The organism is Tardiphaga sp. 42S5 (assembly GCF_034044155.1).
Lineage (GTDB): Bacteria > Pseudomonadota > Alphaproteobacteria > Rhizobiales > Xanthobacteraceae > Tardiphaga > Tardiphaga robiniae.
Genome location: NZ_CP139027.1, coordinates 807,276 through 828,240, shown reverse-complemented (window position 1 = coordinate 828,240; position 20,965 = coordinate 807,276). Strand labels below are relative to the sequence as shown.

Here is a 20,965-nt window from a genome sequence, read left to right as displayed (position 1 = left end):
TCTTCGGTGATGTCTTACTTCATGCCGAAGATGCGGACGGCAACGCCATCGACCGACTCGACAGTGGCCGTGATCCTGATCCAGCGCCGGTTGCCCTTGAAGGTGATGATCTCCGCATCGAGACTGAAGCCCGTGCAATCCTCGATGGCCTTGCTGCGCCGCTTCGTCAGTTCCCTGACGGATTCTTCGGGATAACAGGCGAGCGCCTCCTCGCGAATCGGCGTCGAGCCACGCGGTAGATCGAAGATGTCATAGACGACATCGGTCCAGACCAGCGATTCATCGGAGAGGTCGCATTCCCAGACGCCGATTCGCGCTGCCGCCGAGGAGCGATCGAATATCTTCCGGCTATGCGCCAGCGAAGCAGCCTGTTGATCGATGATGGCCTGCTGAGCTTCGATCTGCGCCTTCAGCGCAGCGATCAGGTCGGCGTCATCCGGAGCGTCTGGCGGCATCGACAAGCGATCTGACATCTGCGGGCACCCAGTCTTCGTCTCGAAGCTCATAGGATGCTTTGCATGACGTGTTTAAGATTTTCCACGCCAATGGCCTACTTCAACCAAAACCAGCATACTTTACCGCTACATTTTGTTCACTGATTGTTCTTGAAATAGAAGCAACCTTAGGTTACGCTCTCATCTCGAATGAGGGCGGCATGGTTCAACGGGTTTCCACCGTAGCCTTTGAGGGGATCGAGGCCCGCGCGGTCGACGTGCAGGTTCAGGTCGTGCCCGGTCTGCCGAATTTTTTGATTGTCGGCCTGCCCGACAAGGCAGTATCCGAAGCGCGCGAACGGGTCCGTGCCGCGCTGGTCGCCTCGGGTCTGGCGCTGCCGGCACGGCGGATCATCGTCAATCTCGCGCCCGCTGACTTACCCAAGGAAGGCAGCCATTACGATCTGCCGATCGCGCTGGGATTGATGGCCGCGATCGGCGCGATTCCGCCGGATGCATTGACGGGCTTCACCGTGCTCGGCGAACTCGGTCTCGATGGCTCGCTCGCTCCGGTCGCCGGCGTGCTGCCGGCTGCCATCGGCGCCAATGCGCGCGACGAGGGATTGATCTGTCCGGCGGCTTGCGGGGCAGAGGCGGCCTGGGCCAGTCCCGATATTCAGATCATTGCCGCGACGTCGCTGATCCAGATCGCCAATCACTTCAAGGGCACGCAGGTTCTGTCGCGGCCGCAGCCGAAGATACATGCGCGTGAGGAAACGCTGCTGGATCTGCGCGACATCAAGGGACAGGAAAGCGCCAAACGCGCGCTGGAAATCGCCGCAGCCGGCGGCCATCACCTGTTGATGGCCGGCAGTCCGGGATCAGGAAAATCCATGCTGGCGGCGCGGCTGCCATCGATCCTGCCGCCGCTATCGCCGGCGGAGCTGCTCGAAGTCTCGATGATCGCGTCGGTGGCCGGCGAGATCAAGGACGGTGCGCTCACCTCACGCCGGCCGTTCCGCGCGCCGCATCATTCCGCCAGCATGGCCGCACTCACCGGGGGCGGCCTTCGCGCGCGGCCGGGCGAGATTTCGCTGGCGCATCAAGGCGTGCTGTTTCTCGATGAATTGCCGGAATTCGATCCGCGCGTGCTGGATTCGCTGCGCGCGCCGCTCGAGAATGGCGAGGTGGCGGTCTCGCGTGCCAATCATCGCGTCACCTATCCCGCTCGTTTCATGCTTGTCGCTGCGATGAATCCATGCCGCTGCGGTCACGCTTTCGAGCCTGGCTTCTCCTGCAAGCGCGGCCGGATCGACCGCTGCACCTCCGACTATCAGGCGCGCATCTCGGGCCCCTTGATGGACCGCATTGATCTGCGCATCGAAGTGCCCGCGGTGACCGCGGCGGATCTCATTCTGCCACCACCGTCGGAAGGTTCCGCCGAAGTCGCGGCGCGTGTCGCCGCCGCGCGCGATCTGCAGACCATGCGTTATGCCGCGGCGGGATTGCCGGGCACACATACCAATGCCTCCGCGCCCGCGTCTGTGCTGGAAACGGTTGCGCAGCCGGATGCCCAGGGACTGACATTGCTGCGCGATGCCGCCGAAACGATGCGACTGACCGCGCGCGGCTATCACCGCGTGCTACGCGTGGCGCGGACGCTGGCGGATCTCGACGGCGCCGAGAAAATCGGGCGGCTGCATCTGGCCGAAGCGTTGTCTTATCGCGCGCTGGCGGAGGACGTTCGCCGAGCTGCTTGACGTCACCTCATCGCCCCTGGTGTGGACGTCAACGCGATAGTAACGAGTTTTGTTTACGCTCTGCTCACCATAACCCTGCATTGCGGGGCCAGGGCGAGTACCGTGTCATGCTGCGTTTCAAGATTTTAGCCTCAACGATTCCTCTGGTACTCGCGGCATTTCTCGCCCGTGGCGATCTCGTAGCCGGCACGCATCCCTGCATCTCCACCGGTGAGACCAGCGTCCAGATCGCCACCATGCCCTGGCAGGCGCAATCGCATGTCAGCTTCACCAGCGATCCCTTGCAGGCAACCGTCCGTGTGCAAATCGTCGATAGTGCTGACACCGCCGACTTCGTCGTACTTGATGATGTCGATGCCGCGGAACCGGATGCTTGTCCCGTCACTGCTGCGACGCGCTTCATCCGCATTGCCGACACATCCGCGAGTTCGGAACCCGTCATCTATCTGTCGGAGGAAGGTGACGCCGACTACCGGATCTTCGTGAAGTCTCGCAGCTTCACGGCGCGTGATGCCGCTGCGCTGATCGTCAGTGCCCACAGCCGCAGCCCGGCGCGGATGGCAGCGGCCAGCCTCTAGGCCGCGCATTAACGCTTCATCAACCATGTCTGCGCGGGTAAATTCAAAACTGCCACCGCGCAAGCACTTGGCAACAACATACCCGCATTGTTTCTGATATCTGCGATCGCCTGATCGCGGCCTGTATTCGCGTGCAATCGCGAGCCATGATGTGACCAAGCCGGAGTGCTGATCTGTGGCGAAAGGTGTCTTCCGGATCAAGATCTACTTCCGCCGCTTCGCGCGCCGTTTTCCGTGGCTTGCTGTTGTCATCCGCTCCTTCGTGATGTTCTCGGCTGCCTTCGGTGGCGCCTATGGTTTCATCTCAGGTTCGACCTCGAAAGACTCAGGTTACGACCCGCACGCTTTTGCGATCGGCGCCAGCTTCCTGTTCGCGCTGGCCTGCGTCGCCCTGGCCACCATGAGTATCCGCATGCGCTTCATGGGCAAACGGATGCGCAAACTGGCTGCGCATAACGAAGCCCTGGTCGACCGGAACTGGGAATTGAAGGAAGCCGAAGAGCGCGCGCGCAGCCTGTTCGAAGCGCAGGGCGACCTGATCGTGATCCGCAACAGCGAAGGCTGCATCACCTTCGTCAACGATGCCTATTGTGCGCTGGCGGAACAATCGCGCGAAGCATTGATCGGCAGCCGTTTCGAACTCACGCTGCTGGAGCAGGGCGATATCGCCAACGAGTCGAACGGCACCAGCATGCACGATCAGAAGATCGCCACGGCGACCGGTCCGCGCTGGATCGCCTGGCGCGAAGGTCTGGTGCGGATCGATGCGGGCCAGCCCGCCGAGTTGCAATGCGTGGGTCGCGATGTCACCGACCGCACCCAGACTGAGCGTGCCCTCGGTGAAGCGCGCGACCATGCCAATGCCGCCAACCGCGCCAAGTCGCGGTTCCTCGCGATGGCGTCCCATGAAATCCGCACGCCGCTGAACGGCATTCTCGGCATGAGCGGCTTGCTGCTCGATACGCCGCTGACACCCGAACAGATCACGTACGCCAAGGCCGTGAAGACCTCCGGCGATGCGCTGCTGTCGCTGATCGAGGAGCTGCTGGATTACTCCAAGATCGAGGCCGGCAAGATCGATCTGGAACATCGACCCTTTGCACTAGCCGGATTGATCGAGGACATCACCGAATTGCTGGCGCCGCGCGCGCAGGCCCGCAATCTCGAAATCGCGGCCTATGTCGACGAGCGACTGCCGCTGACAGTGATGGGCGATGCGGCGCGCCTGCGCCAGGTGCTGCTCAATCTCGCCGGCAATGCTATCAAGTTCACGGCGACCGGCGGCGTAGCGCTGATCGTCGAACCCGGCATCTGGCCGAACGAAGTCTCTTTCCTGGTGCGCGACACCGGCATCGGCATCGCGCCGGATGCGCAGCAGCGCATCTTCCGCGAATTCGAACAGGCAGACGAGGGCACCGCGCGCCATTATGGCGGAACGGGTCTTGGCCTCAGCATCAGCGAGCGTATCGTCAAGCGCATGAACGGCCGCATCACGCTGCAGAGCACGCTCGGTGCCGGCTCGACATTCGAAGTGTCTATCCCGCTCGCCGCTTCCGACAGCGGCACCGCGACCTTCGTGCCGCCGGAACTCACCGGCCTTTCGGTGATGCTGGTGGCGCCACAAACCATCGAAGCTTCGCTCACAGCGCTGCGACTCGGGCGATGGGGCGCGCAGACCTGCACTGTCTCCGATCTCGCCGTCGCGCAAGCGCTGCTGCCCGAACGTTCATGGCACGCCGTCATGATCGATCGCGCTCTTGGTGCTGACGCTGCCGAGCAGCTTGCGAACGCTGCAATTCCGCACGCGCTGCGACGGATCGTACTGTTCACGCCGGCGATGCGTCATGAGCTGCAGCCTACAACGCCGAGTGCGTTCACCGGCTATCTGGTGAAGCCACTGCGTGCGACCTCGCTCGCCGCGCGCCTGACATTGCAGACGGACTCACCGACAATCGCCGCCGATGATCCGTTGGATCGTGATCCGGCCACACCAGAACCAACGGCGGCGATGGCACCCAGCCTCTCGATCCTGGTCGCCGAAGACAACGAGATCAACGCGCTACTGATGCGCTCGTTGCTGACGCGGCTTGGCCACAAGCCCGTCGTGACCACCAATGGCCAAGAGGCACTGGAATCCTGGCTCGCCTCCGACTCCGCAGGCACGCCCTATGACCTCGTCCTGATGGATATCCAGATGCCGAAGCTCGACGGCATCGAGGCCACCAAACGCATTCGCGCGCGCGAGGCCGGTCAACGCGTCAGGCGTACCCCGATCCTGGCCCTCACAGCGAATGCACTGGTCGAAGATCGCTATGCCTGTTTCGAGGCCGGCATGGACGGCTTCCTGATGAAGCCGCTGGACCGCGACAAGCTCGCCGAAGCCCTCAAGGGACTCGCCAAGATGCGGCACGTCGCCGCCTAGCAGCTCCACCTTCGCTGTCACACCCCCGCAACACGCCCGTCACACGGCTGTTGAGCGCCCGTGATGTCTGGTGCGGATAAGCCGCATCGATGATTCGCGTGATGCCTGCGGCACAAGGCGATTGAGTTGGGGATGGCCATGCACGGCAACGAACTGGTGCGACCAAAGCAGGGTTTCATGCAGATGTTGCGGCCCCAGAACATGAGCGCCGCCGCGCAGACTGCAATCACCTGGTTCAAACCGCCGCTGCATCTCGATCCGGCCAACGGTATTCCCATCGCCACGAATTCGCTGGGCCGGATGGGTCCGCTCGAAGTTCGCCTCGCGCAGGACAAGCGCGATGTGAAGCGCGCGCAGCGTCTGCGCTACAAGGTATTCTACAAGAACGGCACAGCGATCGCCGACGCCGCCACTATGCTGGCACGCCGCGACAAGGATGCATTCGACAAGATCTGCGATCACCTTCTCGTCGTCGATCACGATGCCAAGCCCACACTGTCCGGCAAGCAGCCCGTGGTCGGCACCTATCGCCTGCTACGCCATGAGGCGGCCATGCAGAATGGCGGCTTCTATACCGACAGCGAATTCGATCTGTCGGGGATGATCGAGCGCCATGCGGGTCTGCGCTTCCTCGAACTCGGTCGCTCCTGTGTGCTGCCGCGCTACCGCAACAAGCGCACCGTCGAATTACTGTGGCAGGGCATCTGGAGCTATGTGCGGCAGAACAAGTTCGACGTCATGATCGGTTGCGCCAGCTTTGAAGGCACCGATCCGGATCGCCTCGCGCTGCCGCTGTCGTTCCTGCACCACAATGCGCGTGCCCCCGAGGCCTGGCGCGCCCGCGCGCATCCGTCGCGCTATGTCGAAATGAACCGGATGGCCGCGGATGCCATCGACACCAAGGCGGCGCTTCGTGCGCTACCGCCGCTGATCAAAGGCTATCTACGGATCGGCGCCATGATCGGCGACGGCGCCGTGATCGATCATCAGTTCGGCACCACCGACGTCCTGATCGTGATGCCGGTGACGTCGATCGGCGCACGCTATATCGAGCATTTCAGCACGGACACCTCACGCCACGCGGCGTAATCGCTTAGAGGCGACGCAGCGCGACGTTTTCCACCACGTGATCCGCGCCCTTTTTGAGGATAAGCGTCGCACGCGGTCGCGTTGGCAGGATGTTGTCTTCGAGATTGGCGAGGTTGGTGCGCTCCCAGATCGCCAGCGCCGTCGCCGTCGCTTCTTCATCCGACAGCAATGCGTAGCGATTGAAGTAGGATCGCGGATCGTGGAATGCGGTGTCGCGCAGCGCCAGAAACCGTCTCACATACCAGTCGCGCAGCACCGGCTCATCGGCGTCGATATAAACGGAGAAGTCAAAGAAGTCGGAGACCACAGGCACCGCCTTGCCGTCGCGCGGGAGGCGGCCGGTCTGTAGCACATTGACGCCTTCGACGATCAGGATGTCGGGCTGATCGACCTCGACCCACTTGTTTGGGACCACGTCGTAAGTGAGATGCGAATACACAGGCGCGCGGACGGCATTGCGGCCGGCTTTGATGTCACTGAGAAACTGTAGCAGCGTCGGCAGATCGTAGCTTTCGGGAAAGCCCTTCTTCTGCATGATGCCTTCGCGCTCGAGCACCGCATTCGGATAGAGAAAGCCGTCGGTCGTGACGAGGTCGACCTTGGGCCGCGGCGACCATCTTGCGAGTAGCGCCTGCAGCACGCGGGCGGTGGTCGACTTGCCGACAGCCACCGACCCGGCGACGCCGATGATATAGGGCATCTTGCGGTCTTCGATGCCGAGGAATTTGCGCTGCGCGTAATACAGACGTTGTGTCGCCGTGACATAGATCGAGAGCAGGCGGGACAGCGGCAAGTAAATCTCTTCGACCTCGCGCAGGTCGAGGCGATCATACATCGAACGCAGGGCGGCGATCTCGCCGGCCTCCAGCGTCATCGGCGTATCGTCGCGCAGCTTGGCCCACTGCTCCCGCGAAAAATTCCGATAGGGATTGTATTGTTGGTCTGCCCGCATATCCATGAAGCGGTCCCCGTTGTGATCGACGCTGTTACTCGCTCTTGCGCGACGCTTTCTCTTGCAGTCCGGATTGGGACGTGCGCTGACCGAGCGCCGCCTCGACCTCCTGAATCGTTACGCCGCGCGCTTTCAGCAGCACCAGCAGATGAAACAGCAGGTCGGCACTTTCATTGATCAGATTGGTGCGATCGTTCTCGACCGCCGCGATCACGGTTTCGACCGCTTCCTCGCCGAATTTCTTGGCGCAATGCTCCGCGCCCTTGTCGAGCAGCTTGCGGGTATAAGACGTGTCGCCACCCGCCGCCGCGCGGGCGTCGATGGTGTCGGCGAGATCGTGAAGCGTAAAAGCCATTTCGGCGCCTTGTTGGCTGGGCAGCGCAAACTCCTGCCAGAGATTGACCTAGGGGTCGAGCCGCATCGGCAGTCCGGCCCGGACCATATGCTCCTTGGCCTCGCGAATGGTAAATTCCCCGAAGTGAAAAATCGAGGCCGCCAGCACCGCGGTGGCGTGGCCGTTCCTGATACCTTCGACCAGATGGTCGAGATTGCCGACGCCGCCCGAGGCAATGACCGGTACGCCGACACTGTCGGCGATGGCCCGGGTCAGTTCGATATCGAAGCCGGAGCGGGTGCCGTCGCGATCCATCGAGGTGAGCAGGATTTCACCCGCGCCCAATGACACGACTTCCTGGGCGAATTCGATGGCATCGATGCCGGTCGACTTGCGGCCGCCATGGGTAAAGATCTCCCAGCGCGAGCCGGACCGTTTGGCGTCGATCGCCACTACGATGCACTGGTCCCCGAACTTCTCGGCGGCTTCCTTGACGAACTGGCGATTGGCCACCGCGGCCGAATTGATCGAGACCTTGTCGGCACCGGCGCGCAGCAGCGTCTTGATGTCGTCCACCGTACGCACGCCGCCGCCGACCGTCAGCGGCATGAAACAGGCTTCTGCCGTGCGACGGACCACGTCCATCATGGTACCGCGGTTTTCGTGGGTGGCGTTAATGTCGAGGAAAGTGAGTTCATCGGCGCCAGCCGCATCATAAGCGATCGCAGCCTCGACAGGATCGCCGGCATCGCGCAGGTCGACGAAGTTGACGCCCTTCACCACGCGTCCATCCTTGACGTCGAGGCAGGGGATGACGCGGACTTTGAACATGGCTCGGTCCTTATACCGCCTGCTTGATGAGTTTCAGCGCCTCGGCCGGATCAATCCGCCCGTCATACAGCGCACGGCCGGAGATCGCGCCTTCGAGCTTCGCAGCACGTGGCTCAAGCATGGCCTTGATATCATCGATGGAGGCGAGACCGCCCGAGGCGATAACCGGAATTGAAATCGAATCTGCCAGCGCAATCGTCGCATCCCAATTGATACCCTTGAGCAGACCGTCGCGCGCGATATCGGTGAAGATGATGGCGGCGACGCCAGCATCTTCAAAACGCTGCGCGATTTCTAGCGCAGTGACGGTCGAGGTCTCAGCCCAGCCTTCGACGGCAACCTTGCCGTCGCGGGCATCCAGACCGACGGCGACCTTGCCCGGAAATTTCTTCGCGGCTTCCTTCACCAGAGCTGGATCGCGCACCGCGGCCGTTCCGATGATGACGCGGGTAATGCCCTTGGAGAGCCAGGCTTCCACCGTCTTGAGATCGCGAATGCCGCCGCCGAGCTGCACCGGCATCTTGATGACCTTCAGCATCGATTCCACGGCCTGCGCATTCACCGGCTTGCCTGCAAAGGCACCATCGAGATCGACGACATGGAGATATTCGAAGCCCTGGGTTTCGAAGTCGCGCGCCTGTGCTGCGGGATCGAGGTTGAACACAGTGGCGCGCGCCATGTCGCCCTGTTCAAGGCGAACGCACTGGCCGTTTTTCAGATCGATGGCGGGAAAGAGAATCACGGCTTCCACTTCAGAAAATTCGAAATCAGGGCTAGCCCGAAGCGCTGGCTCTTTTCGGGATGAAATTGCGTACCGATCGCGGTGTCCTTGCCGACGATGGCAGTGATAGGACCGCCGTAATCGGCGCGCGCCAGTACATCGGCCTCGTTGACCGCATTCAGGTGATAGGAGTGCACGAAATAGGCGTGGCGACCCTTCGGCCCAAGCGGCAGGCGCTCCAACACCGCGTGCTCACGCACCATGTCGAGCGTGTTCCAGCCCATATGGGGGATCTTCAGATTCTCTTCGCGCGGCTGGATCTTCTCGACATCGCCGGCGATCCAGTTGAGCCCGTCGGTCGTGACGTGCTCCTTGCCCTTGGTCGCCATCAGCTGCATGCCGACGCAGATGCCGAAAAAAGGTCGAGCCTTGTCGCGCACCGCTTCGGTCATCGCCTCGACCATGCCGTCCAGCGAATCCAGTCCCTTGCGGCAATCCGCAAAGGCGCCGACGCCGGGCAGCACGATGCGATCGGCGCGGAACACCGCTTCGGGATCGCGCGTGACGATGATTTTCTCCGGCACATCCATGCTGCGCGCGGCGCGCTCGAACGCTTTCGCTGCGGAGTGCAGGTTGCCGGAGCCGTAATCGATAATGGCAACGCTCACCGTGTCACTCCCGGTTGCGGGAATAACCCGATGATGTCGTTTTGCGCCGGAGACGGCGGACGTGAGAAAGACTGGCTGGGAACGTGACGGGTCGGCGGCGGACCGCCGCGATCGCTCGCCCACTGATCGTTGACTGCGTTGTGCTGCGCGGTCCAGCGATCGAAGAAGCGACGCTCGGCAGCATCCTTGTTATCTGCAACGACCACATCGAGCTGACGCCACTTGCCGCGCGACAGAGTCCAGCGTCGCAGGCTGGCCGCCTCGAAGCCCATCAGCAGCGCGAACAGCAGCATCACGACGAAACGGGCGCCGAGATCGACCTTCAACATCGACAGCGCGACTTCGCCGGCGATCGACAGCATGACATAGCCGAGCAGTGCCCACCACAGCCGATGATAGATCAGCCAGATGAGGCCGGCGACGAACGCCCAGAAATGGAATCCATCGCGCACGAACTCGAACTTGTCCGTTGCCGCAAACGGCTCAGGGCCGGCACCGCGAGGCGCATGAACTGTGTAGACCGGCATGGCAAACTCCGCCCGAAACCATAGAGGCCGATCAGCCGCCGAGCTGACCCTTGGTGGATGGCACTTCGCCGGCATTGCGCGGATCGATCGCAACACCCGTCCGCAGTGCCCGCGCCAGACCCTTGAAGCAGGATTCGGCAATGTGATGGCTGTTCTCGCCATATAGGGTTTCGACGTGCAAAGTCACGCCCGCATTGCCCGCAAAGGCGTTGAACCACTCGCGCACCAGTTCGGTGTCGAATTCGCCGATCTTGTGGGTCGGGAAAGTCGATTTGAACACCAGCACCGGCCGGCCGGAAATATCCAGCGCCACCCGGGTCAGGGTCTCGTCCATCGGCATATAGACCGAGGCATAGCGCGTGATCCCGGCCATGTCGCCAAGTGCCTGCTTGACCGCCTGGCCAAGCGCGATGCCGACATCCTCCACCGTATGATGGAAATCGACATGGAGGTCGCCGACCGCCTTCACAGTGACGTCGATGCGGGAATGGCGGGCGAGCAGATCGAGCATATGGTCGAAGAAGCCGATTCCGGTGGTCGATTTGGATACGCCGGTACCGTCGAGGTTCACGGAGACCTCGATATCGGTTTCCTTGGTCTTGCGCTTGATCGTCGCCGTGCGCATGAAAACGCCTCTCCGCCTGCTGAAAACGCGCCCTTTTAACAGGGAGATGACACCTTCGCTACCGCGGGAGAGCCGATTCCGGACCGATCTTTGCCCCTATGGTGACCGGAATCCGCGCGCATCGGCCGCTGGCCTATGCTTCGTCGCCGGATTTGCAACGGCCGGTATCCGTGCCTAGATCAGGCGCTCAAGAGGGTTTCCATGAACGCATCCTATTCGGCTTCCCATGACGGATCATCTCCGGTCTGGCACGGCACCACCATCCTGACCGTCCGCAAGGGCGGTAAAGTCGTGATCGGCGGCGACGGTCAGGTCTCGATCGGCCAGACGGTCATCAAATCCAATGCCAAAAAGGTCCGTAAACTGGGCAAGGGCGACGTGATCGGCGGCTTTGCCGGCGCCACGGCGGACGCCTTCACCCTGTTCGAGCGGCTGGAGGCCAAATTGGAGCAGTATCCCGGCCAATTGACCCGGGCGGCCGTCGAACTCGCCAAGGATTGGCGCACCGACCGGTATCTGCGCCGGCTGGAAGCCATGATGATCGTCGCCGACAAGGACGTCTCGCTGGTGCTGACCGGCACCGGCGACGTGCTGGAGCCGGAAGCCGGCGTGATGGCCATCGGCTCGGGCGGCAATTACGCGCTGGCAGCAGCGAGGGCCTTGGTTGATACCGACCAGGATGCCGAGACCATCGTGCGCAAGTCGCTCGATATCGCCGCCGATATCTGCGTCTACACCAACCGCAACGTGACGCTGGAAATGCTGGAGGCATGACCGTTGCGGGTCACAATACCCGCGCGTCGTCCGTCAGCGACCTCTCGGTCAAGCAAGGCGTCGTCATCGCGCTCGGTCTGCTCGCCCTGCAAGCGGCATTTCTGTATGCGATGGGACGATTGCCGATCTGCGCCTGTGGCTACGTGAAGCTGTGGCATGGCGTGGTGCTGAGTTCGGAGAATTCACAGCACCTCACCGATTGGTACACATTCTCTCACATCATCCACGGCTTCTTGTTTTACGCCGCCAGCTGGCTGCTGTTTCCACGACTGTCCTGGATCGCACGCCTGATCGTCGCCATGCTCATTGAAGGCGGCTGGGAGCTGCTGGAAAATTCGAGCTGGATCATCGAGCGCTATCGCGCCGGAACGATGTCGCTGGATTATTTCGGCGACAGCATCGTCAATTCGCTGGCTGACACACTGTCGATGATCACGGGCTTCATCCTGGCGCGGAAGCTGCCGGTCGCCGCTACCGTCGCGATCGCGCTTCTGTTCGAGATTCTGGTCGGCCTGCACATTCGCGACAATCTCACTTTGAACGTGATCATGCTGATTCATCCATTCGAAGCGATCCGAACCTGGCAGGCCGGGCCACCTATTATCTGATCCGCTTGTCCCCACGCCCTTTTCAACTTACGTAGAGTGACATGACCGACTTTTCTCCCCGCGAAATCGTAAGCGAACTCGACCGGTTCATCGTCGGCCAGCACGACGCCAAGCGCGCGGTATCGATCGCGCTGCGCAATCGTTGGCGGCGCCTGCAACTGACCGGATCGCTCCGCGAGGAAGTGCTGCCAAAGAACATCCTGATGATCGGCCCCACCGGCGTCGGCAAGACCGAGATCGCGCGCCGGCTGGCAAAGCTCGCCGGCGCGCCTTTCATCAAGGTCGAAGCCACCAAGTTCACCGAGGTCGGCTATGTCGGCCGTGATGTCGAGCAGATCATCAGGGACCTCGTCGAGGTCGCGATCTCGCTAACCCGCGAGCGCAAGCGCAAGGACGTCCAGGCGCGAGCTCAGCTCGCCGCCGAGGATCGCGTGGTCGATGCGCTGGTCGGCGCCACCGCGAGCGCAGCAACGAAAGAGTCGTTCCGCAAGAGGCTCCGCACCGGCGAGCTCAACGATAAGGAAATCGAGATCGAGGTGCAGTCCTCCGGCGGTCCATCGATGTTCGAAATCCCGGGAATGCCCGGCGCGCAGATGGGCGCGATCTCGATTGGCGATATCTTCGGCAAGATGGGCAAGGGCACCAAGACGCGCCGTCTGCGCGTGGAAGACGCACATGAGCCGCTGGTAAATGAGGAAGCCGACAAGCTGCTCGACAGCGACGCACTCGTGCAGGAAGCGATTTCAGTGGTAGAGAACAACGGCATCGTGTTTCTCGACGAGATCGACAAGATCTGCGTGCGCGACGGCCGCAGCGGTGGCGAAGTCTCGCGCGAAGGTGTGCAGCGCGACCTGCTGCCGCTGATCGAAGGCACCACCGTCTCCACCAAGCACGGCGCGGTGAAGACCGACCACATCCTGTTCATCGCATCCGGCGCGTTCCATATTGCCAAGCCGAGCGATCTCTTGCCGGAGTTGCAGGGCCGTCTGCCGATCCGCGTCGAGCTCAATGCGCTGACCCGCGATGACATGCGCCGCATTCTCACCGAGCCAGAGGCTTCGCTGATCAAGCAGTATGTGGCGCTATTGCAGACCGAAGGTGTGACGCTCGAATTCGCCGACGATGCCATCGACGCACTGGCCGATGTCGCCGTTGCCGTGAATTCAACCGTCGAGAATATCGGCGCACGACGTTTGCAGACGGTGATGGAGAGGGTGCTCGACGAGATTTCCTTTGCGGCACCGGACCGCAACGGTGAGACCGTCCGAATCGATGCCGCCTATGTGCAGAAGCATGTGGGGGATCTAGCGAAGAATTCGGATCTGAGCCGGTTTATTTTGTGAGACGAAGCACCGACCTCTCGCTCCCTCGCCCCGCTCTTGCGGGAGAGGTTAAGAACGCGCCCGCCTGATCCGCACATACAGCGCACCGGCGCCGCCGTGCCCGATATGCGCTTCCTCGAATCCAACCACCAGCGAACGAAACTCCGGCAGTCCCAGCCAGAGCGGCACCTGGCGGCGCAGGATACCACGTTCGGATTCGGGGCCGGTTGTCCGGCCCTTGCCGGTGATAACCAGCACGAAAGTCATGCCGTCATGGCTGGCGCGATGCAGGAAGGCCGACAGCGCGTGATGCGCGCGCGTCTGTGTCATTCCGTGCAGATCGATCCGCGCATCGATGTCCTTGCGACCGCGCGAGAGCTGCGAACGCTCGCGACGGCCGAGCGGCGCCAGAGGCGGCACCGGCGGCGGCGTAGGCTTTGCGGTTTTGAGGACTGCCGGCGGTGCCGAGGTCATCTTCTTGGGCGCCGCGACTTTCACAAGCGTTGGCCCGTCTTCCTCAGGCTCCGGCTTCACCACACGCTTCTTGCGCAGCGGCTTGACCTGTTTGGCGACCAGTTCCCACAGCGCGCGCTCCTCTTCGCTCAGCACGCGGCGACGGCGCGGCGCCACGGGATCGATGAGTTGCGGTGGACGTGAACGCTTCATTGCCAGGGGAAACGGAAGAGGGACTGCGGCTGCTTCGCTACGCGACGATACACGCGGTGCCTGGCTTTGGCACGTTTCGGTTTAACTTCCCGCTTCACTTCAGGTTTTACTTCGGGTATTTTCTGCGACTTCGCCTCGGCTGCGACTTGAGGCGCGACCGCAGGCCGTGCCTCCGGCAATGGCACTGTCGTAGCCGCGGCTGGCGGGGATGCCGGAGCGGGCGCGACTGCAGCCGCAGCTGGTTTTGCAACTGGCAATGGCGTCGTCATTGTCATGGCTGGCGCCGCGGGCTTCGACGCGACCGATGTATCAGACCTGGACGTATCGGGCCTTGCTGCAGCCTTGTTATCGATCGCGAAATTTTCGACCTTCGATGCTTCGACCGGCTTCGGCTCGGTCTGCGGAAACAGCTTTGCGATTGTCTCAGACGGCCGCGCATCGGGCAGCGGCATGTGCTGGCCGCGCACAGAGGGATCGAGACTCTTCGGCACCAGCATAACAAAGCGCGCAGGATGGCGCATCCGGCCGGCGACTCGGCCAGCTTCTGCGCCGGCCCCAAAGTACAGATCGGCACGGGCCGGGCCGACAATGGCCGAGCCGGTGTCCTGCGCTACCATCAGGCGACGGAACGGCGTCTTTGCCGTATCCGAGTCGACCGGCAGATCACCTTCGATGAAGAACGGTGTGCCATAGACATGCAGCGACTTGTCGACAGCGATGGATCGGCCCGGCGTCAACGGTACACCCTGCGCGCCGACGGCTTCATCCTTGTCGGATAGCTGCACCTCGCGGAAGAACACGTAAGACCGGTTCTGCCGACGCAGTTCGCTCGCAGCGTCCGGGTTCTCTTCCATATATTGCCGGATACGCTGCATCGACATCTGTTCGCGCGGGATGATGCCACGATCGATCAGCACGCGACCGACCGGCGTGTACCGATAGCCATTATGCGCATCGTAATTGATCCGCACCGTGCCGCCGTCTTCGAGGCGGACGCGCGCCGAGCCCTGGATCTGCGTGAACAGCAAATCGGTCTGGCTCTTCAGCCAGACGATTTCGAGCCCGCGCCCGGCGATGGCGCCGTCTTCGATCTCACCACGATCATAATAAGGCACGAGTTTGCGACGGCCAATCTTGCGGAACACATCGCCGCCATTCGGCATGCTTGCGGATGACTGGCGATAGCCGCGCACAAACAGATTCGACGGGCGGCGATAGACCGGCACGGTGTAAACGTCAGTCTTCGTGCGCGAACCGTCGATCACCGGCTCATAGTAGCCGGTGACGAAACCTTCAGGCTCGCCGAGCCGTGAGATACGCAGCGGCAGAAAATGGTCTTCGAAGAAGGCGCGCGCCTTGGCGCCATCGGAAATCTCGGCAGTTCTCGCAGCCCGGCAGGGATCGCGGAGCGTGGTGCCGAGCGCCTTCGAATCCGTTGGTGAGTTGCGTTGAGCAACAATCGGCTTGCAGCTGGTGCGAAAAGCCTGGAAGGCGAGGAGGTGATCGTCCTCGCTCCAGCCGCCAATATCGGCCCAATTCACCGGCGCATATTGGCTGCCTGTGAATTCGAACGGCCATTCCCGCGGCGGATTGTGTCGCGGCACATACACAAATTGTGCAGGATCATTCTTGACGTGCTTGGCGTGACGCCGGACCCGTGCGTCTGCAGAGACAGGGACCAACGCAGCAGCAATCACGCACAGCGCGGCAAGCCGGCCGAGCCCGGCAGCGTTATTGCACGCTGCCGGTGCCAACCAGCTTCCAATTCGGATCGCGCGAAGTGATGTCGCGGGCAAAAGTCCAGACGTCGGTGATGTCGCTGACCTTGTCGGCATTGCCGTCGACCACAGCGCCGGTCTTGTCGCGCGTCACCGAAATCATCTGCGACACGAAACGTACGGTGAGCTGTGCCGCGCGATCGCGCACTTCGGCGCCGACGAGTTCGGCCTTGTCGATGGAGACGAAACGGGTCTCGGTCTTCTGCTCGTTCTTCTCGCGGTCCTTGATGACGGCGTCGAACGAGTCGAACACTTCCGATGACAGCAGATCCTTCAGCGACCGACGATCGCCATTGGCAAAGGCCAACACGATCATCTCATAGGCGCCCTTGGCGCCGGTGATGAAATGGCGCGGATCGAACGACGAATCCTGGTCGACGATGGCATCGAGACCGGCGGCGAGCGGCGTGCCCGGTTCGGTGATGCCCTTCCAGCGCTCGGCGGGAGAGACGTCGGCGGCCGGTGCCGGCGCAGCCTGATCGATCGGACCGCCGGGCATCGGCACGACATTGCCTTCGGGCGGCAGAGCATCACGCGCGGCGCGGTCGAAGGGCGGACGCTCCTCGCCGGTGCGCTGTCCGAGCACGTTGCGCAGGCGGATGAAAATGAAGACCGCCAGTGCCAGGAAGATGATGGTGTAAATGTCCACGTCTTATTGCTTTCTGATCGGTGCCGGGCATGCCCGGCGGAAGACTATGCCGCCCATCGCGGTGCTGAAATCGGCTCCCACAGGGTCGGGAGATCGCGTCATGGGCGAACCTCCTCCATGTAGACATGAAACTAAGCCCAGCCAATGGCGCGCCATCGTGTCCGGCTGCGGCAAAGCGGCCTTCGCACCGGCAGCCTCGACCGCAACCGTTTCGATAAATTCTAGCGCGTTTGTCTGTCAGAGGAAATCGGATCGAACGAGGAAAACCCGCACTTTCAGTCATTTAACGTGAATTCGGGGCGAATATGACCGGTTTTGCACCTGGATGCCCAAGCGGTGGGTCAAACCAGCGATTTTCTAGCGTCCAGGTTGTGGCGTGGCATCCTTGTCGAGTGCCGCAGGCCTATGATAGCCACTCGCCGCGATCACCTCATTCGACCGTTCGTGCGGACGCCCGCGACGAACCGGTTCCACCCGCCCGGCAGCGCTTCAGGAGAATTTTCGATGGCAAACGGCAACGGCACCCCTCCGGAGCAGTCCCCCCCTCAGCTCAATGTACTGGCGCAGTACACCAAGGACCTGTCGTTCGAAAACCCGAACGCCCCAGCCTCGCTGGCACCGCAGGCCCAGCAGCCAAACATCAATATCCAGATCAATGTCGGCGCCAACAATCTCTCCGAGAGCGAATATGAAGTGACGCTGTCGGTCGAGGGCAAGGCCGAGAACGCCGGCTCGGTGCTGTTCTCGTTCGAACTGGCCTATGCCGGCGTGTTCCGCATCGTCAACGTGCCACAGGAAAACCTGCACCCGCTGGTTATGATCGAATGCCCGCGCCTACTCTTCCCGTTCGCGCGCGAAATCATCGCCACCGCGGTGCGCGATGGTGGCTTCCCGCCGCTGATGCTCGATCCCGTGGATTTCGTCGGTCTGTACCGGCAGAACCTGGAACGTCAGGCTCAGGCCGACGCTGGTCCGGCAAACTAAGTTCGAGTGCTCCAAACAATAAGCTTACGTCATGGCCGGGCTTGTCCCGGCCGTTGTCGTTTTACGACGCCGTTCCCAGAAATTCGTTCCAGATTGCCTTCTCGCCCATCGTTGCGACAAAGGCGCGGTGCTCGGCGCGATCGGCTTCGGTCACGCGCGGCGCAAGTGCGATCTCGCGCTGGCGGCGCGGTGCGTCATTGATGCTGCCGGTGCGCTGCGCAGGCGCTTCGTCCGCCAGGATCAGTTGCGACTGCCGGGCGCCAATGAGGTCGATATAGACTTCCGCCAGCAATTCGGAGTCGAGCAGCGCGCCATGCTTGGTGCGGCGGGAATTGTCGATCGCATAGCGGGCGCAGAGATCGTCGAGCTTGTTCGACACACCGGGATGCTTGCGGCGCGCCAGCAGCAGCGTGTCAACGAGACGCTCGCGCGGCACCGGCGGGCGCTTGATGCGATCGAGTTCGGCATTGATGAAGCCGAGGTCGAACATGCCGTTATGAATCACCAGCGGCGAATCGCCGATGAAGGCCATGAAGTCGTCGACCACTTCGTGAAACAGCGGCTTGGTCGACAGGAACTCGGCCGACAGCCCGTGCACGTTGAATGCTTCCTGAGGCATGTCACGCTCGGGATTGACGTAGACATGGAAGGTCTGGCCGGTCGGCATCCGGTTGAAGATTTCGAGGCAACCGATTTCCACCAGCCGATCGCCCCGGAGGGGATCGAGGCCGGTGGTTTCGGTATCCATAACGATTTCGCGCATCGCAGTAAGCCGGTTGTCGAATCAGGGGGCGGTTACGGTCGCCGTTGCGGCATCTTAACAGCCTCGGCGAGAATTTCACGGATCTGCTCCCGCACGGGGTCCAATCCGTTCGATGTATCCACCACGAAGTCGGCGCGCTTGCGCTTTTCGGCGTCAGGCAGCTGCCGCGCCAGAATGGCGTCGAGTTTCTCGGCCGTCATACCCTCGCGCGCCAGGATGCGCTCGCGCTGCTGCTCGGGATTGGTGGACACGACGACTACCGCATCGACGCGCTTTTCACCGCCGGTCTCATAGAGCAGGGGTACATCGACCACCGCCACCGGCACGCCAGATTTCTCGGCATCGTCCAGGAATTTCCTGTGATAGGCGCCGAGCAGGGGATGCACGATCTGCTCAAGCTTCTTCATCGCGGCGGCATCGTGCACCACCAGCGGCGATAGCTTCGCGCGATCGACCTTGCCATTCACGGTGGTTCCGGGAAACGCCGCCTCGATCAGCGGTGCAGCTTCGCCCTCGTAGATCATGTGCACGGTGGCGTCGGCGTCATAGACCGGCACGCCGGCTTCCATGAACAACTTCGCCGTGGTGGATTTCCCCATTCCGATCGAACCGGTCAGCCCCAATACGCGCATCAAGTCCTCATCAAAATCAGATCGCGATCATCTCTTCGCCGCGCAGGAAACTCAACAGCGGCAGCAGCGGTAGGCCGAGAATGGTAAAGTGATCGCCTTCAATCAGCTCGAACAGATGCACACCCAGACCTTCGAGCTGATAGGCGCCGACACTCGTCGTCACCTTGTCGCCCGCAGCGTCCAGATAGGCATTGATCGCCGCATCATCCAGCTTGCGCATGGTCATATGCGCCACGGAGACATTGGAGAACAACGTCGCACCATCGCAAACGACGGCAAGCGCTGAATGCAATTCGTGGGTCCGACCGGCGAGGATCGCAAGTTGTTCGGCCGCCTGTTCGCGTCCGGCGGGTTTGCTGAACATCCGATCGCCGAGCGCCAGGATTTGATCCGCGCCAAGAACATAGCGGCCGGGATGACGCAGCGAGATAAAGGCTGCCTTCCGCTCGGCGAGCAAGGCTGCGATCTCGCCCGGCGCCTTCAACCCGGATTTCTGCTGGATGCCGCGCTCGTCGATATCCGCCGGCATCGCATCAAACGTAATGCCAGCATTCGCCAGCAACTCACGACGCGCCAAACTCTGCGACGCCAGGATCAGCGGTTGCACGCCACGCCAAATGGTCATTCGGACATCCTCTGACGCTGGCGATCGGCCAGCAGTTTCATGATGGCTGCCGCGGTTTCCTCGATGGAGCGACGTGTCACTTCCAACAAAGCCCAGCCGTATTTGGCGCTAAGCTTGCGCGCATAGGTGACTTCGTCCGTGACCGACTGGCGATCGATATAATCGTCATTGGCCGTATCGCTGCCAATGCTGAGAAGCCGGTTCTGGCGAATCTGAATCAAGCGCTCCGGCGTCGCGTGCAGGCTGACCACCAGCGGATTTTTCAACGTCTCAAGCTGATGGGGAATGGGGATGCCGGGGACGAGCGGCACATTGGCCGTGCGCACACCACGATTGGCAAGATAGATCGATGTTGGTGTCTTCGATGTGCGCGAAACGCCGACCAGAACCACGTCCGCTTCTTCGAGGCCTTCCACATGCTGGCCGTCGTCATGCATCATCGAATAATTTAGCGCGTCGATACGCTTGAAATATTCGGCATTGAGCGTGTGCTGCGCGCCGACGCGGCCGGTGGTCGACGCACCGAGATAGGCCTGAAAAAGCTGCATCACCGGCCCGATGATCGACAGGCTCGGGCTGTTGATCTCCTGGCACTTGGCTTCCAGTCGGCCGACGAGATCTTTTTCCAGCAGCGTGAAGAGAACAATGCCCGGCGCTTCCTCGATTTCGGAAAGCACCCGATCAAGCTGCTTCTGACTCCGCACGAGCGGGTAGACATGCTCGACCGGCGTGACATTCGCATATTGCGCAGCGACGGCGCGGGCCACGGTGATCAATGTCTCACCAGTCGAATCAGAGACCAGATGAAGATGAAAATAGCTGCCGGTGGTGGGCACCATGATCGTGTATGTCCTGTGAATCTCTGTGGAGCTTTTCCGGGATATCGACCACCGCCTCGGCGGACCCGGGATAACTCGGTTTTTTCTTCACAGGCCTCATGAAGAGGAAAAACTCTGAGGCTGGCTGGAATGATAATGGGGTTATCCAGGTTTGTCTTGGGATAATCCAGCGCACGCCGACGGTAAGCCTTTGCGCTGCATATCGAACTTGCATGCAGGCCGCTCTGGAGAAATCACGTGGCCATGTGCATAAGCGTGGGACAGTTCCGGGATTGTTTTGGGCGGCTGAAATCCACTGTCACTTAGACTCAAACCTAAGATTCTATAAATATTATTTAAGAGAAGGATGGCTTGCGGATAGTGCGGTGATCCGCTCTGTATCGG

23 protein-coding genes are annotated in these 20,965 nt (G+C 61.7%); 8 read left to right on the top strand and 15 right to left on the bottom strand.

Features of this window, described 5'->3' with window-relative positions; genetic code table 11:
* Window positions 1–14: 14 nt before the first annotated feature.
* A complete protein-coding gene (locus SFY93_RS03900; protein WP_320446120.1) occupies window positions 15–473 on the bottom strand; it encodes a hypothetical protein in 459 nt (152 codons plus the stop codon).
* Between the two features lie 182 nt (window positions 474–655).
* Here SFY93_RS03900 and SFY93_RS03895 point away from each other — a divergent pair, with 182 nt between their 5' ends.
* The 4 genes from SFY93_RS03895 to SFY93_RS03880 all read left to right on the top strand — a co-directional run bounded on the left by SFY93_RS03895 (window position 656) and on the right by SFY93_RS03880 (window position 6,283).
* On the top strand, window positions 656–2,194 hold the full coding sequence (locus SFY93_RS03895) for a YifB family Mg chelatase-like AAA ATPase (protein ID WP_320446119.1): 1,539 nt from the start codon (window positions 656–658) through the stop codon (window positions 2,192–2,194).
* 107 nt (window positions 2,195–2,301) lie between these two features.
* Entirely contained in the window at window positions 2,302–2,772 is a 471-nt protein-coding gene (locus SFY93_RS03890; RefSeq protein ID WP_320446118.1) for a hypothetical protein, read from the top strand.
* Window positions 2,773–2,947: 175 nt separating this feature from the next.
* Entirely contained in the window at window positions 2,948–5,194 is a 2,247-nt protein-coding gene (locus SFY93_RS03885) for a PAS domain-containing hybrid sensor histidine kinase/response regulator (protein WP_320446117.1), read from the top strand.
* Window positions 5,195–5,332: 138 nt separating this feature from the next.
* A complete protein-coding gene (locus SFY93_RS03880; RefSeq protein ID WP_320447687.1) occupies window positions 5,333–6,283 on the top strand; it encodes a l-ornithine N(alpha)-acyltransferase in 951 nt (316 codons plus the stop codon).
* A gap of 4 nt (window positions 6,284–6,287) precedes the next feature.
* Here SFY93_RS03880 and coaA read toward each other — a convergent pair whose 3' ends face one another.
* From coaA to hisB, 7 genes are read right to left on the bottom strand one after another with little or no spacing between them, the layout of a single operon-like run.
* Window positions 6,288–7,241 (bottom strand): type I pantothenate kinase, encoded by a 954-nt coding sequence (coaA, locus tag SFY93_RS03875; RefSeq protein ID WP_089263094.1) that lies wholly within the window; start codon window positions 7,239–7,241, stop codon window positions 6,288–6,290.
* 28 nt (window positions 7,242–7,269) lie between these two features.
* Window positions 7,270–7,590 carry a phosphoribosyl-ATP diphosphatase gene (locus tag SFY93_RS03870; protein ID WP_320446116.1) on the bottom strand — a complete coding sequence of 107 codons (321 nt, stop codon included), beginning with the start codon at window positions 7,588–7,590 and terminating at the stop codon, window positions 7,270–7,272.
* Window positions 7,591–7,638: 48 nt separating this feature from the next.
* Entirely contained in the window at window positions 7,639–8,400 is a 762-nt protein-coding gene (gene hisF, locus SFY93_RS03865) for an imidazole glycerol phosphate synthase subunit HisF (protein WP_320446115.1), read from the bottom strand.
* A 10-nt stretch (window positions 8,401–8,410) separates the two neighbouring features.
* Window positions 8,411–9,142, bottom strand: coding sequence for a 1-(5-phosphoribosyl)-5-[(5-phosphoribosylamino)methylideneamino]imidazole-4-carboxamide isomerase (gene hisA, locus SFY93_RS03860; protein WP_320446114.1), 732 nt, complete (start codon window positions 9,140–9,142; stop codon window positions 8,411–8,413).
* Window positions 9,139–9,789, bottom strand: a complete 651-nt coding sequence (gene hisH / locus SFY93_RS03855; protein WP_231078636.1) for an imidazole glycerol phosphate synthase subunit HisH — start codon at window positions 9,787–9,789, stop codon at window positions 9,139–9,141. The genes hisA and hisH overlap by 4 nt, the downstream gene beginning before the upstream one ends.
* Window positions 9,786–10,316 carry a DUF2628 domain-containing protein gene (locus SFY93_RS03850; RefSeq protein ID WP_320446113.1) on the bottom strand — a complete coding sequence of 177 codons (531 nt, stop codon included), beginning with the start codon at window positions 10,314–10,316 and terminating at the stop codon, window positions 9,786–9,788. Before SFY93_RS03850 ends, hisH begins: the two co-directional genes overlap by 4 nt.
* Window positions 10,317–10,347: 31 nt before the next feature.
* Window positions 10,348–10,941, bottom strand: coding sequence for an imidazoleglycerol-phosphate dehydratase HisB (gene hisB / locus SFY93_RS03845; protein WP_068730239.1), 594 nt, complete (start codon window positions 10,939–10,941; stop codon window positions 10,348–10,350).
* Between the two features lie 201 nt (window positions 10,942–11,142).
* Between hisB and hslV the strand changes: the two genes are divergently transcribed.
* The 3 genes from hslV to hslU are packed head-to-tail and all read left to right on the top strand — an operon-like array spanning window position 11,143 to window position 13,666.
* Window positions 11,143–11,715: an ATP-dependent protease subunit HslV gene (gene hslV / locus SFY93_RS03840; protein WP_068730238.1), complete on the top strand. Its 573-nt coding sequence runs from the start codon at window positions 11,143–11,145 to the stop codon at window positions 11,713–11,715.
* On the top strand, window positions 11,712–12,323 hold the full coding sequence (locus SFY93_RS03835) for a DUF2585 domain-containing protein (RefSeq protein ID WP_320446112.1): 612 nt from the start codon (window positions 11,712–11,714) through the stop codon (window positions 12,321–12,323). Before hslV ends, SFY93_RS03835 begins: the two co-directional genes overlap by 4 nt.
* A 41-nt stretch (window positions 12,324–12,364) precedes the next feature.
* Window positions 12,365–13,666, top strand: a complete 1,302-nt coding sequence (hslU, locus tag SFY93_RS03830) for an ATP-dependent protease ATPase subunit HslU (RefSeq protein WP_320446111.1) — start codon at window positions 12,365–12,367, stop codon at window positions 13,664–13,666.
* A 48-nt stretch (window positions 13,667–13,714) separates the two neighbouring features.
* Here the strand turns inward: hslU and SFY93_RS03825 are convergent, their stop codons facing one another.
* From SFY93_RS03825 to SFY93_RS03815, 3 genes are read right to left on the bottom strand one after another with little or no spacing between them, the layout of a single operon-like run.
* Window positions 13,715–14,311, bottom strand: a complete 597-nt coding sequence (locus SFY93_RS03825) for a Smr/MutS family protein (protein ID WP_320446110.1) — start codon at window positions 14,309–14,311, stop codon at window positions 13,715–13,717.
* Entirely contained in the window at window positions 14,308–16,146 is a 1,839-nt protein-coding gene (locus SFY93_RS03820) for a murein transglycosylase A (RefSeq protein ID WP_320446109.1), read from the bottom strand. The genes SFY93_RS03825 and SFY93_RS03820 overlap by 4 nt, the downstream gene beginning before the upstream one ends.
* Window positions 16,043–16,738, bottom strand: a complete 696-nt coding sequence (locus SFY93_RS03815) for a Tim44/TimA family putative adaptor protein (RefSeq protein ID WP_068730234.1) — start codon at window positions 16,736–16,738, stop codon at window positions 16,043–16,045. Before SFY93_RS03815 ends, SFY93_RS03820 begins: the two co-directional genes overlap by 104 nt.
* A gap of 504 nt (window positions 16,739–17,242) precedes the next feature.
* Between SFY93_RS03815 and secB the strand changes: the two genes are divergently transcribed.
* Window positions 17,243–17,722 (top strand): protein-export chaperone SecB, encoded by a 480-nt coding sequence (gene secB, locus SFY93_RS03810; RefSeq protein WP_068730233.1) that lies wholly within the window; start codon window positions 17,243–17,245, stop codon window positions 17,720–17,722.
* 61 nt (window positions 17,723–17,783) lie between these two features.
* Here secB and dnaQ read toward each other — a convergent pair whose 3' ends face one another.
* From dnaQ to SFY93_RS03790, 4 genes are read right to left on the bottom strand one after another with little or no spacing between them, the layout of a single operon-like run.
* Complete coding sequence (dnaQ, locus tag SFY93_RS03805; RefSeq protein WP_320446108.1) at window positions 17,784–18,485, bottom strand: DNA polymerase III subunit epsilon; 702 nt, start codon at window positions 18,483–18,485, stop codon at window positions 17,784–17,786.
* A 32-nt stretch (window positions 18,486–18,517) separates the two neighbouring features.
* The gene (gene coaE, locus SFY93_RS03800) at window positions 18,518–19,117 is read right to left on the bottom strand and encodes a dephospho-CoA kinase (protein WP_320446107.1); all 600 of its coding nucleotides are present in this window, start codon (window positions 19,115–19,117) and stop codon (window positions 18,518–18,520) included.
* Between the two features lie 16 nt (window positions 19,118–19,133).
* Window positions 19,134–19,742, bottom strand: a complete 609-nt coding sequence (locus tag SFY93_RS03795; protein ID WP_309941539.1) for a Maf family protein — start codon at window positions 19,740–19,742, stop codon at window positions 19,134–19,136.
* Window positions 19,739–20,578, bottom strand: a complete 840-nt coding sequence (locus SFY93_RS03790; RefSeq protein WP_089263669.1) for a pyruvate, water dikinase regulatory protein — start codon at window positions 20,576–20,578, stop codon at window positions 19,739–19,741. Before SFY93_RS03790 ends, SFY93_RS03795 begins: the two co-directional genes overlap by 4 nt.
* Window positions 20,579–20,965: the final 387 nt, after the last annotated feature.

Bases quoted from the DNA above. Each gene is read 5' to 3' on its own strand.
- SFY93_RS03795 (WP_309941539.1), bottom strand. From the start codon at position 19,742: ATGACCATTTGGCGTGGCGTGCAACCGCTGATCCTGGCGTCGCAGAGT.
- SFY93_RS03850 (WP_320446113.1), bottom strand. From the start codon at position 10,316: ATGCCGGTCTACACAGTTCATGCGCCTCGCGGTGCCGGCCCTGAGCCG.
- SFY93_RS03900 (WP_320446120.1), bottom strand. From the start codon at position 473: ATGTCAGATCGCTTGTCGATGCCGCCAGACGCTCCGGATGACGCCGAC.
- coaA (WP_089263094.1), bottom strand. From the start codon at position 7,241: ATGGATATGCGGGCAGACCAACAATACAATCCCTATCGGAATTTTTCG.
- SFY93_RS03825 (WP_320446110.1), bottom strand. From the start codon at position 14,311: ATGAAGCGTTCACGTCCACCGCAACTCATCGATCCCGTGGCGCCGCGC.
- hslV (WP_068730238.1), top strand. From the start codon at position 11,143: ATGAACGCATCCTATTCGGCTTCCCATGACGGATCATCTCCGGTCTGG.
- SFY93_RS03895 (WP_320446119.1), top strand. From the start codon at position 656: ATGGTTCAACGGGTTTCCACCGTAGCCTTTGAGGGGATCGAGGCCCGC.
- secB (WP_068730233.1), top strand. From the start codon at position 17,243: ATGGCAAACGGCAACGGCACCCCTCCGGAGCAGTCCCCCCCTCAGCTC.
- hslU (WP_320446111.1), top strand. From the start codon at position 12,365: ATGACCGACTTTTCTCCCCGCGAAATCGTAAGCGAACTCGACCGGTTC.
- SFY93_RS03870 (WP_320446116.1), bottom strand. From the start codon at position 7,590: ATGGCTTTTACGCTTCACGATCTCGCCGACACCATCGACGCCCGCGCG.
- SFY93_RS03820 (WP_320446109.1), bottom strand. From the start codon at position 16,146: ATGCCGACAAGGTCAGCGACATCACCGACGTCTGGACTTTTGCCCGCG.
- hisB (WP_068730239.1), bottom strand. From the start codon at position 10,941: ATGCGCACGGCGACGATCAAGCGCAAGACCAAGGAAACCGATATCGAG.
- coaE (WP_320446107.1), bottom strand. From the start codon at position 19,117: ATGCGCGTATTGGGGCTGACCGGTTCGATCGGAATGGGGAAATCCACC.
- SFY93_RS03880 (WP_320447687.1), top strand. From the start codon at position 5,333: ATGCACGGCAACGAACTGGTGCGACCAAAGCAGGGTTTCATGCAGATG.
- dnaQ (WP_320446108.1), bottom strand. From the start codon at position 18,485: ATGCGCGAAATCGTTATGGATACCGAAACCACCGGCCTCGATCCCCTC.
- SFY93_RS03835 (WP_320446112.1), top strand. From the start codon at position 11,712: ATGACCGTTGCGGGTCACAATACCCGCGCGTCGTCCGTCAGCGACCTC.
- hisF (WP_320446115.1), bottom strand. From the start codon at position 8,400: ATGTTCAAAGTCCGCGTCATCCCCTGCCTCGACGTCAAGGATGGACGC.
- SFY93_RS03890 (WP_320446118.1), top strand. From the start codon at position 2,302: ATGCTGCGTTTCAAGATTTTAGCCTCAACGATTCCTCTGGTACTCGCG.